The sequence below is a fragment of the Pseudomonas sp. PvP089 genome (assembly GCF_017875165.1).
GTDB classification, from domain to species: domain Bacteria; phylum Pseudomonadota; class Gammaproteobacteria; order Pseudomonadales; family Pseudomonadaceae; genus Aquipseudomonas; species Aquipseudomonas fortuita.
This window is the reverse complement of the sequence record NZ_JAGGME010000001.1, coordinates 120,984-135,675: the sequence shown is the minus strand read 5'-3', so window position 1 is coordinate 135,675 and position 14,692 is coordinate 120,984. Positions and strand designations below refer to the sequence as shown.

Genomic DNA, 14,692 nt, shown 5'->3' with positions numbered 1-14,692 from the left:
TTCCTCTAGTAGCATTAGCCGCACTAATAATGGGACAGACAAAAGTCTGACTCAGACGTCAGACGGTCGCGCCACAACCGCCCCATGCCTGTTAGAATGCGCGGCTATTTTCTGGCGACCCCCGGTTTCTAGCATGTCCCGACTCAATCCCCGGCAGCAGGAAGCCCGTGACTACGTCGGCGGCCCTCTTTTGGTGCTCGCCGGTGCAGGTTCGGGCAAGACCAGCGTGATCACGCGCAAGATTGCCCACCTCATCCAGAACTGCGGCATCCGTGCCCAGTACATCGTGGCGATGACCTTCACCAACAAGGCCGCACGCGAGATGAAGGAGCGGGTCGCTACGTTGCTGCGTCCGGGGGAAGGCCGTGGCCTGACGGTATGTACCTTCCATAACCTGGGCCTGAACATCATCCGCAAGGAGCACGAACGCCTTGGCTATAAGCCGGGCTTCTCGATCTTCGATGAGTCCGACATCAAGGCGTTGCTGTCGGACATCATGCAGAAGGAGTACTCCGGCGACGACGGCATCGACGAGATCAAGAACATGATCGGTGCCTGGAAGAACGACCTGGTGCTGCCGCCCGAGGCTTTGGAAAAGGCGCGCAACCCGCGCGAGCAGACGGCCGCCATCGTCTATACCCACTACCAGCGCACGCTCAAGGCGTTCAACGCGGTGGACTTCGACGACCTGATCCTGCAGCCGGTCAAGCTGTTCCAGGAGCACCCCGAGGTGCTCGAACGCTGGCAGAACCGGGTGCGCTACCTGCTGGTGGACGAATACCAGGACACCAACGCCAGCCAGTACCTGCTGGTGAAAATGCTGATCGGCATGCGCAACCAGTTCACCGTGGTGGGCGACGACGACCAGTCGATCTACGCCTGGCGCGGTGCGCGCCCCGAAAACCTGATGCTGCTCAAGGAGGACTACCCTTCCTTGAAAATCGTCATGCTCGAGCAGAACTACCGCTCCACCAGCCGCATCCTGCGCTGTGCCAACGTGCTGATCGCCAACAACCCGCACGCGTTCGAGAAGCAGTTGTGGAGCGAGATGGGCGTGGGCGACGAGATCCGCGTGATCCGCTGCAAGAACGAGGAAGCCGAGGCCGAGCGCGTGGCCATGGAAATCCTCACCCTGCACCTGCGCACCAACCGCCCCTATAGCGACTTCGCCATCCTCTACCGTGGCAACTACCAGGCCAAGCTGATCGAACTGAAGCTGCAGCACCACCAGGTGCCATATCGCCTGTCGGGCGGCAACAGCTTCTTCGGCCGCCAGGAGGTCAAGGACCTGATGGCCTACCTGCGCCTGCTGGTGAACCCGGATGATGACAACGCCTACCTGCGGGTGATCAACGTACCGCGTCGCGAAATCGGCTCCACCACCTTGGAAAAGCTTGGCAACTATTCCACCGAGCGGGGCATTTCGATGTACGCCGCCAGCGAAGAGCTGGGCCTTGGCGAGCACCTGGACGCCCGCTACACCGAGCGTTTGCAGCGCTTCAAGCACTGGCTGGACGGGGTACGCCAAAAGGTTGCCCTGGAAGACCCGATCGCCGCGCTGCACGAGATGATCCGCGACATCGACTACGAGAACTGGATCCGCCAGCAGACCGCCAGCGACAAAGCGGCGGAGTTCCGTATCAGCAACGTCTGGTTCCTGGTCGAAGCGCTGAAAAACACCCTTGAGAAGGACGAAGAGGGTGACATGACCATCGAGGATGCCATCGGCAAGCTGGTGCTGCGCGACATGCTCGAGCGCCAGCAGGAAGAGGAAGAAAACGCCGAAGGTGTGCAGATGATGACCTTGCACGCCTCCAAGGGCCTGGAGTTCCCGTACGTGTTCATCATGGGCATGGAAGAGGAAATCCTCCCGCACCGCTCCAGCATCGAGGCCGACACCATCGAAGAGGAACGCCGCCTGGCCTACGTGGGCATCACCCGCGCGCGCCAGACCCTGGCCTTCACCTTCGCTGCCAAGCGCAAGCAGTACGGTGAAATCATCGACTGCACGCCCAGCCGGTTCCTTGACGAACTGCCTCCGGACGACCTGGCCTGGGAGGGCCTGGACGATGCGCCGGTCGAGGTAAAGGCCGCACGCGGCAACAACGCCCTGGCCGATATCCGGGCAATGCTCAAACGCTGATCAACCATTACTCTTTAACTTTGCCGCTATTTGCGGCGACCTTTGCTACATCGAGGAAAACAAAGTGGAAGCACTGCATCAGAAGATTCGCGAAGAAGGCATCGTGCTTTCCGACCAGGTTCTTAAAGTCGACGCGTTTCTCAACCACCAGATCGACCCGGCGCTGATGCAGCTGATCGGTGACGAGTTCGCCCGCCTGTTCGCCGACGCCGGCGTGACCAAGATCGTCACCATCGAAGCCTCGGGCATTGCCCCGGCCGTGATGACTGGCCTGAAGCTGGGCGTACCGGTGATCTTTGCGCGCAAGCACCAGTCGCTGACCCTGACCGAGAACCTGCTGACTGCCTCGGTGTACTCCTTCACCAAGCAGACCGAGAACACCGTGGCCATCTCGCCACGCCACCTCAACAGCAGCGACCGCGTGCTGGTGATCGACGACTTCCTGGCCAACGGCAAGGCGTCGCAGGCGCTGATCTCGATCATCAAACAGGCCGGCGCCACCGTGGCTGGCCTGGGTATCGTGATCGAGAAGTCGTTCCAGGGCGGCCGTGCCGAGCTGGACAGCCAGGGCTACCGCGTTGAGTCGCTGGCCCGGGTGAAGTCGCTGGAAGGTGGTGTGGTCAGCTTCATCGAGTAAGCCTGTACCGGCCCCATCGCCGGCAAGCCAGCTCCCCCAGGTACTGCACAAGGCTCGGCCTTTGTGAAACTCCTGTGGGAGCTGGCTTGCCGGCGATGGGCTGCAAAGCAGCCCCGGCAATTTTCAGGTCGCCGCCAACCCTGCCAGCAAAAGGCGCTGGTACAGCTCTTCCTTCAATCCCTGCGGAGCGTCCAGCCCCATCCGCTCCAGGTGCCCTTGATACCCCTCCGGCCCCGGCGCATCCAACGCTGCCTTGCCCAGCTCCAGCACCTCGCTCAGCTTGAACTTGCTCTTCAACCAGTTCAGTGCCCGCAACAGGTCCCGCTCCTCAGCTGTAAAGTCCGTCCCCATCGGATACTCCGGGAACAGCCGCGCATGCCGCGCCCTGATCGCTTCCAACCGCTGCGGCGTATTGTCGGTAAAACGAGCGTCCAGCTCAAAACCCTTGGGCAGCTTGCCGGCCTCTTTTGCCTGCTCGATGAGCCCCTGCTGGAACCGCGAATCGCTCACCGCCAGCAACCGCGCAATCACCTCGCTGTCGGTCTGCCCACGCAAGTCGGCAATGCCGTATTCGGTCACCACGATATCGCGCAGGTGCCGGGGGATGGTGCAGTGGCCGTAGGTCCAGAGCAGGTTTGAGGTCACCTCCCCGCCTGCCTCGCGCCAGCTGCGCAAAAGCAGAATCGAACGCCCGCCTTCCAGCGCGTGGCCCTGGGCGACGAAGTTGTACTGCCCGCCAACGCCGCTGAGCACGCGGCCGTCCTCCAGCTGATCGGCCACCCCGGCACCGAGCAAGGTCATGGCGAACGCAGTGTTGATGAAGCGCGCATCGCGGCGCTGGCGCCGCTTGAGTTCTTCCTGCCCGTACAACTCGTTGATAAAGCTGATGCGGGTCATGGCAAACCGCGCACGCGCTTCGAGTGGCATCTCCCTCAACCGCTGGTAGAACGCCTGAGGGCCGAGGAAAAAGCCACCATGCACCACGGGCCCCTGCTCATCGGCCGGGCGCCGCAGCAGGCCTGCTTCGGCAAGCACCAACAGGCCATTGGCGAACATCTCGCTGCAGCCGTACAGGCCTTGGGCAAACGTCCCCAGCCCCCCTTCGCGCTCGATCAGCGCATGCCACGGGCCCGTATCCAGCTCGTCGAGCAAGGTGCGGTAGCCTGCGTTGTCACCCTGACGCGCCAGCAACGCGGCGGCGACTGCATCGCCCATGGCACCGATGCCGATCTGCAGGGTGCCGCCATCGCGTACCAGCGTGCTGGCGTGCAAGCCGATGCAGTGGTCCTGGGTGCCGACCGGCATGTTCGGGGTGGAGAACAGGCGACGTTGCTCGGCTTCATCGAGCAGCAGGTCGAACGCATCAATGGGCAGTTCCGCATCGCCCGGCATGTAAGGCAGCTCGGCATGCACCTGGCCCAGCATGAGGATGGTTTCGCCGGCCGCGCGGCGCTTGGCGATCATCGGCAGCAGGTCGAGGGTGATGTCGGGGTTGCAGGCCAGGCTCAGGTGAACAGGCCTTTCAGGTGTGGCGGCCACCAGTTGCGCGACCAGGTTCAGGCCCTTGGCGTTGATATCGCGTGCGGCGTGGCTGTAGTTGCTGCTGATGTAGTCCTGCTGGGCAGCCTCGCTGTGCAGCAGGCTACCGGGCTGCATGAAGAACTGCTCGACGCGGATGTTCGCCGGCAGGCTGTCGTTGCGCAGGTCAGCGAGGTAGTCGAGCTCTTGGTAGTCGGCGAAGACGCGCTCGACGAAGGGTTCGAGAAACCGCCGCTGCAGGCCATCGCCCAATGGCGGGCGGCCCAGGGAGAGCGCGGTGTAGATAGTCAGCTGCCGCTCGGGCAGCTCGCGCACGCGGGCGTAGAGGGCGTTAACGAAAGCATTAGGCTTCCCCAGGCCCAAAGGCAGGCCCATGTGAATATGGGCTGGCAGCCGGGACAAGACCTGCTCGACAGCCTGGTCGATGGAGCAGAGGTGCATCAGGGCCTCCTGAGACATCCATGGGTTCAGGGGTTGGACATGGCACTGGCGGGTTGGTTGCCTGTACCGGCCTCTTCGCGGGACAAGCCCGCTCCCACTGGCACCTCACAGCACCTGAAGGCAGTGGTGTTTTTGTGGGAGCGGGCTTGCCCCGCGAAAGGGCCAGTGCAGCCACCACAAAAAACAAAGCCCGCCATCAAAGGCGGGCCTCATGCAATTCAGCTGTGTCTTACAGACCGGACATTTTCTTGATCGCCCCTTTCAGGTCGTCATCCGAGCAGTCCGCGCAGGTGCCCTTGGGCGGCATGGCGTTGATGCCGGTAATGGCCTTGGCCAGGATGCCATCCAGCCCGCCCTGGTGGTCGGCGCGTTCTTTCCACGCGGCGGTATCGCCAATCTTCGGTGCACCGAGCAGGCCGCTGCCATGGCAGGCATTGCAGTGCTTGGCGATGATGTCATCTGGCGTCTTGGCTCCCCCGCCCCCCGCTGCAGCAGCCACTTCCATGCCTTTGCATTCCTGGCCCTGGACGCACACCTGGCCAACCGGCTCGAGGCGTTTGGCAATGTCGTCATTGGTTGCAGCGGTTGCGCTCATTGCCCAGAGGGCGAATACGGCTGCTGGTACGGCCAGCATCTTCTTGATTTGGTTCACGCGAACACCCTCATGGTGGCTAATCACGCTCGCGGCCACGGAACGGCGAGCGTTGAAAAGTATAGCGGGAACCCAGAGGCCGTGAAACGACCCTACACAGGAAAGGGGTATTGCCGAATCAATGCACTGCGCTGGATCAAAAGTTTGATGGCGTCGCTGCACTGATCAGGCGTGCGGGCTGGTTGAACGGATTGCGAAAGCGGTGCGGGCGCGTGCTTTCGAAGTAGTAGCTGTCGCCTTCTTCGAGAATGAAGATCTCGTTGCCGACCACCAGCTCCAGCCGGCCTTCGAGCAGGATGCCGGTTTCTTCGCCGTCGTGGGTGAGCATTTCGGCACCGGTGTCGGCACCTGGCGGGTATACCTCGGTGAGAAACGCGATGGCACGGTTGGGGTGCGACTTGCCGACCAGCTTCATGGTCACCGCACCGTCCGAGATGTCGATCAGCTCGTGGGCCTTGTAGACGATCTGAGTGGGGCTTTCAGGTTCCAGCTCGACCGAAAAGAACTCGACCATGGACATGGGAATGCCGCTCAGCACCTTGCGCAGCGAGCTGATGGAGGGGCTCACGCTGTTCTTCTCGATCATCGAGATGGTGCTGTTGGTCACACCGGCACGCTTGGCGAGTTCGCGCTGGGACAGGCCCTTGAGCTTGCGGATGGCTTGCAGTCGTTCGCCGACGTCCAAAGCTGGAGCCTCCTGAAACGGTGGAAAGGGGGATGGATGTGAACGATATCATGGCAATGCCGTTCAGTATTTACAACACACCACCCCTCAACCTGTCCGCTTCAGCGTGTCATTCGCCGATGTAGTCCCGCGGTACACGCTTCAGGTTGCAGAAAATCTGGTAAGGGATAGTACCCGCATGGGCGGCCACTTCGCTGGCCAGTATCTGCTTGCCCCACAGTTCGACCGGGCTGCCGACAGTGGCTTGCGGCACGTCGGTGAGGTCGACGCTGAGCATGTCCATCGACACCCTGCCGATCAGCTGGGTGCGCTGGCCAGCGACCAGTACCGGGGTGCCATTGGGCGCCTGGCGCGGGTAGCCATCGGCATAGCCCATGGCGACCACGCCTACACGGGTTGGCCGTGGGCTGACAAACTTGGCGCCGTAGCCCACGGGCTCACCGGCAGGCAGCTCGCGCACACTGATCACCCGCGATTGCAGGGTCATTACCGGTTGCAGCCGTGAGGCTTGGGCCTGGGGCACTTCGAACGGCGTGGCGCCGTACAGCATCAGGCCCGGGCGTACCCAGTCGCCAGGCGCTTGCGGCCAGCCCAGCACGCCAGGCGAGTTGCGCAGGCTGCACTCGGCGGCCAGGCCCTGGCGGGCGGCCTCGAACACGGCAATCTGCTGGGCGGTCGCGTCGGCATCCAGCTCGTCGGCGCGGGCGAAGTGGCTCATGAGCACGATGCGCGCAACCTTGCCGCTGGCCAGCAGGCGTTGGTAGGCCTCATGGTAATCCTTGGGGTGCAGGCCGACGCGGTGCATGCCGCTGTCCAGCTTCAGCCAGACGGTGAGCGGCTTGTGCAGCTGGGTTTTCTCGATGGCTTCAAGTTGCCAAAGCGAATGCACCACACACCACAGGTCGTGCTCGGCAATCAGCGCCAGCTCGCTGGCTTCGAAGAAGCCTTCCAGCAACAGCACCGGGGCCTTGATACCGGCGGCGCGCAACTCCAGCGCCTCTTCGATGCAGGCAACGGCAAAGCCGTCGGCTTCGGCCTCCAGGGCCAGGGCGCAGCGTACGGCACCATGGCCATAGGCGTCGGCCTTGATTACGGCGAGGGCTTTGGCACCGGTCAGTTCACGGGCCAGACGGTAGTTGTGGCGCAGGGCCTGGAGGTCGATCAGGGCGCGGGCGGGACGCATGGCGGCTGCCTTATGGTGGTTCACAGGTTGAAAACGGTGTTGGGTTCTTCGCGGCTAAAGCCGCTCCCACAAGGGACCGCACAATGGCCAAGGCCATGCGATCCCTGTGGGAGCGGCTTTAGCCGCGAATGGGCCGGTGCAGGCGATTACTGCTGGTGAATCGGCGCGCCCTGCCCGTGCTTGGTCGCTTCCCGGCTGTTGCCATAACGGGAAATGTCCAGGCCTTCGGCACTGATCTGCGGTTTCTTGCGCGCAATCAGGTCGGCCAGCAGGCGACCAGAACCGCACGCCATGGTCCAGCCCAGGGTACCGTGACCGGTGTTCAGGAACAGGTTGCGGAACGCCGTGGCACCAACAATCGGTGTGCCGTCCGGGGTCGCCGGACGCAGCCCGGTCCAGAAGCTGGCCTGGCTCAGGTCACCGCCGCGAGGATAAAGGTCGTTGACGATCATCTCCAGCGTTTCGCGCCGACGCGGGTTCAGCGACAGGTCAAAACCGGCGATTTCAGCCATGCCGCCAACACGGATACGGTTGTCGAAACGGGTGATCGCGACCTTGTAGGTCTCGTCCAGAATGGTCGAGGTCGGGGCCATGTCGCCGTTGGTGATCGGCACGGTCAGCGAGTAACCCTTCAGCGGGTAAACCGGGGCCTTGATACCCAGCGGCTTGAGCATCTGCGGCGAGTAGCTGCCCAGCGCCAGCACGTAGCGGTCGGCGGTTTCCAGCTTGCCGTCGATCCACACGCCATTGATGCGATCGCCCGCGAAGTCCAGGCGTTGGATGTCCTGGCCAAAACGGAACTCCACACCCAGCTTGATGGCCATGTCGGCGAGCTTGGTGGTGAACATCTGGCAGTCACCGGTCTGGTCGTTAGGCAGGCGCAGGGCACCGGCCAGAATGTCCTTCACGCCAGCCAGGGCCGGTTCGACGCGGGCAATACCGTCGCGGTCCAGCAGTTCGTAAGGCACGCCAGACTGCTCGAGCACGGCAATGTCCTTGGCCGCGGCATCCACTTGGGCCTGGGTGCGGAACAGCTGGGTGGTACCCAGGGAGCGGCTTTCGTAGGCAATGCCGGTTTCGGCGCGCAGTTCGTCAAGGCAGTCGCGGCTGTACTCGGACAGGCGCACCATGCGCTCCTTGTTTACCGCGTAACGGCTGGCGGTGCAGTTGCGCAGCATCTGCGCCATCCACAGGTACTGGTCGACGTCGCCGGTGAGCTTGATGGCCAAGGGGGCGTGGCGCTCGAGCAGCCACTTGATGGCCTTCAGCGGCACGCCTGGGGCGGCCCAGGGCGAGGCATAGCCGGGCGAGATCTGGCCTGCGTTGGCAAAACTGGTTTCCATGGCCACCGCCGGCTGGCGGTCGACCACCGTCACTTCAAAACCTTGCCGGGCCAGGTAATAGGCACTGGCGGTTCCGATTACACCGCTACCAAGTACCAGAACTCGCATCGTTATATCCCTCACACGCGGCACGCCGCAGACTTTTATTGATATGGCATGAATGGGCGCAGTATAGGAATTTGAGACCAGTGCAATTCACTATATAAAAGCCTATTATTGGCGAGAATTCTCGGCAAAATCGCCTTTCACGGAGGGGCATCCCCTATGAGAACCCAGCACCAGAGCAAGCGTGAACTGGACAAGATCGACCGTAACATCCTGCGGATCCTGCAGAATGACGGGCGTATTTCCTTCACCGAACTGGGCGAGAAAGTTGGGCTGTCCACCACCCCTTGCACCGAGCGGGTTCGCCGTCTGGAGCGCGAGGGCATCATCATGGGCTACAACGCCCGCCTGAACCCGCAGCACCTCAAGGGCAGCCTGCTGGTGTTCGTGGAAATCAGCCTGGACTACAAGTCGGGCGACACCTTCGAAGAGTTCCGCCGCGCGGTGTTGAAGCTGCCCCACGTGCTGGAATGCCACCTGGTGTCAGGTGACTTCGACTACCTGGTGAAGGCGCGCATTTCGGAAATGGCGTCGTACCGCAAGCTGCTTGGCGACATTCTGCTGAAGCTGCCGCATGTGCGCGAATCGAAGAGCTACATCGTGATGGAAGAGGTGAAAGAAAGCCTCTGCCTGCCGATCCCGGACTGAGACTAGACCAGCACCTGCCGGGTGGTGGCGATGAACTGGTGCACGAGTTGCTCGGCTGCGGGCTCGATCATCGGCTCAGGGCCACGGCCACGCGGGCAGGCCATGCGTGGTGTGGTGCCAAACAGACGGCAGATCATGGGGCGCTCTTCATACACCGTGCAACCGTTGGGGCCCAGGTGCACGCAGTCCAGGCGCTCGAGAGCGGCTTCCTGCTCGGCCTGGGACTTGCGCGGCAGGCGGGCCATTTCTTCCGTCGACGTGGTGACCGGGCCGCAGCAGTCGTGGCAGCCGGGCTCGCACTCGAACGAGGGGATGAGTTCGCGCAGGAAGTGGATCTTGTGACGGTTGCAGGACATGGGCAAGTACAAAGCTGATTGATAAGTTGGATTATAAGCCCATTCGCGGGCTTGCCCGCGAACGAGGGCGCAGCCCTCGCCTTGTTGCCCACTACCCCACCCCGACTTATCCTCCTCCCCTAGCCCACCAGCCTCAGGACCAAGCCCATGATCCACAGCGCGCAGCACGCCGCCTCCTATTACGCCGCCAGCAGCGCGCCACACCCTGACTACTCCTTCCTGCAAGGCGAGCACAGCGCCGATGTCTGCATCGTCGGCGGCGGCTACTCGGGGCTGAACACCGCCATCGAGCTGGCCGAACGCGGCTTTTCGGTCATCCTGCTGGAAGCGCGCAAACTTGGCTGGGGCGCCAGCGGGCGGAATGGCGGGCAGTTGATCCGCGGCGTCGGCCACGGCCTGGAACAGTTTCTGCCGGTGATTGGCGAGGAAGGCGTGCGCAGCATGAGGCTGATGGGCCTGGAGGCCGTGCAGATCGTGCGCGAGCGGGTAGAGAAACATGCCATCGCCTGCGACCTGACCTGGGGCTACTGCGACCTGGCCAACAAGCCGGCCGAGCTGCTGGGCTTTGCCGAAGACGCCGAAGAACTGCGCAGCCTGGGCTATGCGCATGAGCTGCGGCTGGTCGGCAAGGACGATATCCACAGCGTGGTCGGCGCCGACTGCTATGTGGGCGGCCTGGTCGACATGGGCTCCGGCCACCTGCACCCGCTCAACCTGGCCTTGGGTGAAGCGGCCGTGGCCAGCCGCTTGGGCGTGAAGCTGTTCGAGCAGTCCGAGGTTACCCGCGTCGACTATGGCCCCGAGGTGCAAGTGCATACCGCCCAGGGCCGGGTACGCGCCAAGACCTTGGTGCTGTGCTGCAACGCCTACCTCAACGGCCTCAACCGCGAGCTGGGCGGCAAGGTGCTGCCGGCCGGCAGCTACATCATCGCCACCGAACCGCTAGGCGAAGAACGCGCCCGCGCTTTACTGCCGCAGAACATGGCGGTGTGTGACCAGCGCGTGGCGCTGGATTACTACCGGCTGTCTGCCGACCACCGCCTGCTGTTTGGCGGTGCCTGCCACTATTCAGGCCGCGACCCGAAAGATATCGCCGCCTACATGCGGCCGAAGATGCTCAAGGTGTTCCCGCAGCTGGCCGACGTGCGCATCGACTATCAGTGGGGCGGCATGATCGGCATCGGCGCCAACCGCCTGCCGCAGGTTGGCCGCCTGGCCAGCCAGCCGAACGTGTATTACGCCCAGGCCTATTCAGGCCATGGGCTCAACGCCACCCACCTGGCCGCGCGCCTGCTGGGCGAGGCAATCAGTGGCCAGGCAAGCGGGCGTTTCGACCTGTTCGCCAACGTGCCGCATATCACCTTCCCCGGCGGCAAGCACCTGCGCTCGCCACTGCTGGCGCTGGGCATGCTGTGGCACAGGCTTAAAGAGTTGATCTGAAAACTGACGCGGTCGGTGTAGGAGCGGCCGCGCAGCGTCTCGTTGTTAGTCTTTCCAGAAGGGTTTACGTCCCTCTGTACGGGCCTGCTCCCAGCTCAGCCCGACATCGCGCAACTCGTCATCCGTCAGCTGCAACAGCGCCCTGCGGGTATGCCAGCGATGCAGCATCAGCCCCCAACGCCCAAGCCCTTGCGGCGCGTTGAATACCTTGGCCTGCTGCCCGGCTTCCAGTTCACTGGCCATCAGTTGCAAGCGCACATCGCTCATGCCGCCCATCACCGCACCCTCTCGTTCAGTTGATACCGTGGAGAAAGGATGCGCGTCGGCACCATCGACAATACAGAGCCAATACAGCCTTATTATTCCCATACAGAATTGGCCGTTGGCCGACTGAATGCTGTATTTTCAGCCCAACTGTACCGGTCGCTATGCCAATGCAGCGCAGGAGTATGCCGTGACCCTCTACCTGAACCTGGCCGAACTGCTCGGCGCCCGTATCGAGCAAGGCCTGTATCGCCCTGGCCAGCGCCTGCCCTCTGTGCGCGCCCTGAGCGTGGAACACGGGGTCAGCCTGAGCACCGTGCAACAGGCCTATCGCATGCTGGAAGACAGCGGCATGGTCTCGCCCCGGCCCAAATCCGGCTACTTCGTCAGCGACCACCGCCAGCTGCCAGCGCTGCCCGCCGTCAGCCGCCCGGCCCAGCGCCCGGTGGATATTTCGCAATGGGAGCAGGTGCTGGAGCTCATCCGCAGCACGCCGCGCCAGGATGTGGTCCAGCTCGGCCGTGGCATGCCCGACATCAACACCCCTACCCTGAAGCCCCTGCTGCGCAGCCTGGCTCAGTTAAGTCGGCGGCAGGACATGCCCGGCCTGTATTACGACAACATCCACGGTAACCTGGCCCTGCGTGAGCAGGTTGCGCGGTTGATGCTGGACTCCGGCTGCCGCCTGAGCCCGGCCGACCTGGTCGTGACCACCGGCTGCCACGAGGCGCTGTCGTGCAGCATTCGCGCGGTCTGCGAGCCAGGCGACATCGTCGCAGTCGACTCGCCCAGCTTCCACGGCGCCATGCAAACCCTCAAGGGCCTAGGCATGAAGGCGCTGGAAATTCCCACCGACCCGCTGACCGGCATCAGCCTGGAGGCGCTCGAACTGGCCCTGGAGCAGTGGCCGATCAAGCTCATCCAGATCACCCCCAACTGCAACAACCCGCTCGGCTACATCATGCCCGAGGCCCGAAAGAAGGCCCTCCTTAGCTTGGCGCAGCGCTACGACGTGGCGATTCTGGAGGACGATGTGTACGGCGACCTGGCCTACACCTACCCGCGTCCGCGGACTATCAAGTCGTTCGACGACGATGGACGCGTGCTGTTCTGCAGCTCATTTTCCAAGACCCTCGCCCCCGGCCTGCGGGTGGGCTGGGTGGCGCCCGGGCGCTACCTGGAGCGGGTGCTGCACATGAAGTACATCAGCACCGGCAGCAGCGCCAGCCAGCCGCAGCTGGCCATCGCCGACTTCATCGCCGGCGGCCACTACCAGCCCCACGTGCGGCGCATGCGTAGCCAGTACCAGCGTGGCCGCGACCTGATGAGCGAATGGGTAACCCGCTACTTTCCAACAGGCACCCGGGTCAGCCGCCCCCAAGGTGGCTTCATGCTGTGGGTAGAATTACCCGAACATTTCGATACGCTGCGCTTGAACCGGGCTTTACTGGAGCAAGGTGTGCAAGTTGCCGTGGGCAGCATCTTCTCGGCCTCGGGCAAGTTTCGCCACTGCCTGCGTATGAACTTCGCCGCGCGGCCGACGCCTCAGATCGAGGCCGCTGTGCGTAAGGTAGGTGAAACCGCCCTTCGTCTACTGGATGAAGAAAGCGCCGACGCGTAACTTTGCGCCGCCCGCCACGGTCCAACCCCAAAGCCCTTGCTGCACAGGACGGTCCACCCTTGAGACTCCAGCACGCCTTGCCCCTGCTGCTGGTGCTGCTGCTCGGCCTTGCCGGCTGCACCAGCGTCAGCGCGCCCCGCGAAACCAGCCAGGCGCTGCCCGCCCATGACTCCGCCTTTGGCCGCTCGGTGCTGCGCCAGGCCGCGCCTTACGGCGGCCGCTCGGGCTTTCGCCTGCTGCCCAACAGCAATGAAGCGTTCCGCGCCCGTGCCGAACTGATCCGTAACGCCCAGGCGAGCATCGACCTGCAGTACTACATCGTCCACGACGGCCTCAGCACCCGCGCCCTGGTGCATGAATTGCTGCGTGCAGCCGACCGTGGCGTGCGTGTGCGCATCCTGCTGGACGACACCACCAGCGACGGCCTGGACACCATCATGGGCACCCTCGATGCCCATCCCAACATCCAGATCCGCGTGTTCAACCCGCTGCACCTGGGCCGCAGCACTGGCGTGACCCGCGCCATGGGCCGGCTGTTCAACCTGTCGCGCCAGCACCGGCGCATGCACAACAAGCTGTTCCTGGTGGACAACAGCATGGCGATTGTCGGCGGGCGTAACCTGGGCGACGAGTATTTCGATGCCGAGCCCAACCTCAACTTCACCGACATCGACCTGCTAGGTATTGGCCCGGTGGCCGAGCAGCTGGGGCACAGTTTCGACCAGTACTGGAACAGCGCCCTCAGCCGGCCGATCGCCGACTTCCTCTGGCGCGACCCGAATGCCAACGACCTGCGTGCCAGCCGCCATCGCCTGGAAGTGTCGCTGGCCGAAGCCAGGACCCAACGCAAAGCCCTGTACGACCGCCTGATGGCCTACCAGTCGCAGCCTCGCCTGGACGTGTGGCGCAACGAGCTGATCTGGGCCCACGCCCAAGTGCTGTGGGATGCACCCAACAAGGTGCTGGCCGACAACGAACCGGACCCACAGCTGCTGTTGAGCCAGCAACTGGCACCGGACCTGGCCAACGTGCACCGCGAACTGATCCTGGCATCGGCCTACTTTGTGCCGGGCGAACCGGGCCTGCTGTACCTGACCGGCCGCGCCGACGCTGGCGTTTCGGTGAAGCTGCTGACCAACTCGCTGGAAGCCACCGACGTGCCGGCCGTGCATGGCGGCTACGCGCCCTATCGCCGGGCCTTGCTGGAGCACGGGGTGCAGCTTTTTGAGCTTCGCCGGCAGCCAGGCGACCCAAGCGCGGGGCGGTTGAGTTTTCGTGGCAGTTCGGATTCGAGCCTGCACACCAAGGCGATCGTATTCGACCGGCGCAAGACCTTCATCGGCTCGTTCAACTTCGACCCGCGTTCAGTGCTGTGGAACACCGAGGTTGGAGTGCTGGTGGACAGCCCGGAGCTGGCGGAGTACACCCGCGAGCTGGCCCAACAGGGTATGGCGCCTGCGTTGAGTTACCAGGTGAAGCTGGTGGGGGGCAAGCTGGTGTGGGCGACCGAGGACAATGGCAAGCGGCACGTGCTGACGTCTGAACCGGGTGGGATGTGGCGGCGGTTCAACGCGTGGATCAGCAAGGCGGTTGGCTTGGAGAAGATGTTGTAGCCGCTATCGTTGGGGCTGCTTC

At 63.4% G+C, this 14,692-nt stretch carries 13 protein-coding genes; 6 read left to right on the top strand and 7 right to left on the bottom strand.

From position 1 onward, the window contains the following. Positions 1-133: 133 nt before the first annotated feature. Together rep and J3A71_RS00650 are read left to right on the top strand one after the other, a co-directional pair. On the top strand, positions 134-2,143 hold the full coding sequence (gene rep, locus J3A71_RS00655) for a DNA helicase Rep (RefSeq protein ID WP_016489800.1): 2,010 nt from the start codon (positions 134-136) through the stop codon (positions 2,141-2,143). Positions 2,144-2,207: 64 nt separating this feature from the next. Then, entirely contained in the window at positions 2,208-2,780 is a 573-nt protein-coding gene (locus tag J3A71_RS00650) for a xanthine phosphoribosyltransferase (protein ID WP_003253535.1), read from the top strand. Positions 2,781-2,903: 123 nt separating this feature from the next. On the opposite strand, the gene J3A71_RS00645 is transcribed toward J3A71_RS00650, so the two are convergent. The 5 genes from J3A71_RS00645 to dadA form a co-directional block, all read right to left on the bottom strand. Further along, on the bottom strand, positions 2,904-4,760 hold the full coding sequence (locus J3A71_RS00645; protein WP_016489801.1) for an acetyl-CoA hydrolase/transferase C-terminal domain-containing protein: 1,857 nt from the start codon (positions 4,758-4,760) through the stop codon (positions 2,904-2,906). 229 nt (positions 4,761-4,989) lie between these two features. Continuing rightward, positions 4,990-5,394 (bottom strand): c-type cytochrome, encoded by a 405-nt coding sequence (locus tag J3A71_RS00640; protein ID WP_033731233.1) that lies wholly within the window; start codon positions 5,392-5,394, stop codon positions 4,990-4,992. A 154-nt stretch (positions 5,395-5,548) separates the two neighbouring features. Beyond that, positions 5,549-6,097: a cupin domain-containing protein gene (locus J3A71_RS00635; RefSeq protein WP_016489803.1), complete on the bottom strand. Its 549-nt coding sequence runs from the start codon at positions 6,095-6,097 to the stop codon at positions 5,549-5,551. A 109-nt stretch (positions 6,098-6,206) separates the two neighbouring features. Then, complete coding sequence (alr, locus tag J3A71_RS00630; RefSeq protein WP_016489804.1) at positions 6,207-7,280, bottom strand: alanine racemase; 1,074 nt, start codon at positions 7,278-7,280, stop codon at positions 6,207-6,209. 146 nt (positions 7,281-7,426) lie between these two features. Next, entirely contained in the window at positions 7,427-8,731 is a 1,305-nt protein-coding gene (gene dadA / locus J3A71_RS00625) for a D-amino acid dehydrogenase (RefSeq protein ID WP_016489805.1), read from the bottom strand. 156 nt (positions 8,732-8,887) lie between these two features. On the opposite strand from dadA, the gene dadR reads away from it, so the two are divergent. Further along, entirely contained in the window at positions 8,888-9,376 is a 489-nt protein-coding gene (gene dadR, locus J3A71_RS00620; protein ID WP_003258963.1) for a transcriptional regulator DadR, read from the top strand. Positions 9,377-9,378: 2 nt separating this feature from the next. On the opposite strand, the gene J3A71_RS00615 is transcribed toward dadR, so the two are convergent. Then, a complete protein-coding gene (locus J3A71_RS00615; RefSeq protein ID WP_016489806.1) occupies positions 9,379-9,732 on the bottom strand; it encodes a YkgJ family cysteine cluster protein in 354 nt (117 codons plus the stop codon). A 147-nt stretch (positions 9,733-9,879) separates the two neighbouring features. On the opposite strand from J3A71_RS00615, the gene J3A71_RS00610 reads away from it, so the two are divergent. After that, complete coding sequence (locus J3A71_RS00610) at positions 9,880-11,172, top strand: FAD-binding oxidoreductase (protein ID WP_096426911.1); 1,293 nt, start codon at positions 9,880-9,882, stop codon at positions 11,170-11,172. Between the two features lie 45 nt (positions 11,173-11,217). On the opposite strand, the gene J3A71_RS00605 is transcribed toward J3A71_RS00610, so the two are convergent. Next, entirely contained in the window at positions 11,218-11,448 is a 231-nt protein-coding gene (locus tag J3A71_RS00605; protein WP_016489808.1) for a DUF1127 domain-containing protein, read from the bottom strand. Positions 11,449-11,626: 178 nt separating this feature from the next. On the opposite strand from J3A71_RS00605, the gene J3A71_RS00600 reads away from it, so the two are divergent. Next, complete coding sequence (locus J3A71_RS00600) at positions 11,627-13,057, top strand: PLP-dependent aminotransferase family protein (protein WP_161775551.1); 1,431 nt, start codon at positions 11,627-11,629, stop codon at positions 13,055-13,057. Between the two features lie 59 nt (positions 13,058-13,116). Further along, a complete protein-coding gene (locus J3A71_RS00595; RefSeq protein WP_016489810.1) occupies positions 13,117-14,670 on the top strand; it encodes a phospholipase D family protein in 1,554 nt (517 codons plus the stop codon). The last annotated feature ends 22 nt before the right edge of the window (positions 14,671-14,692 follow it).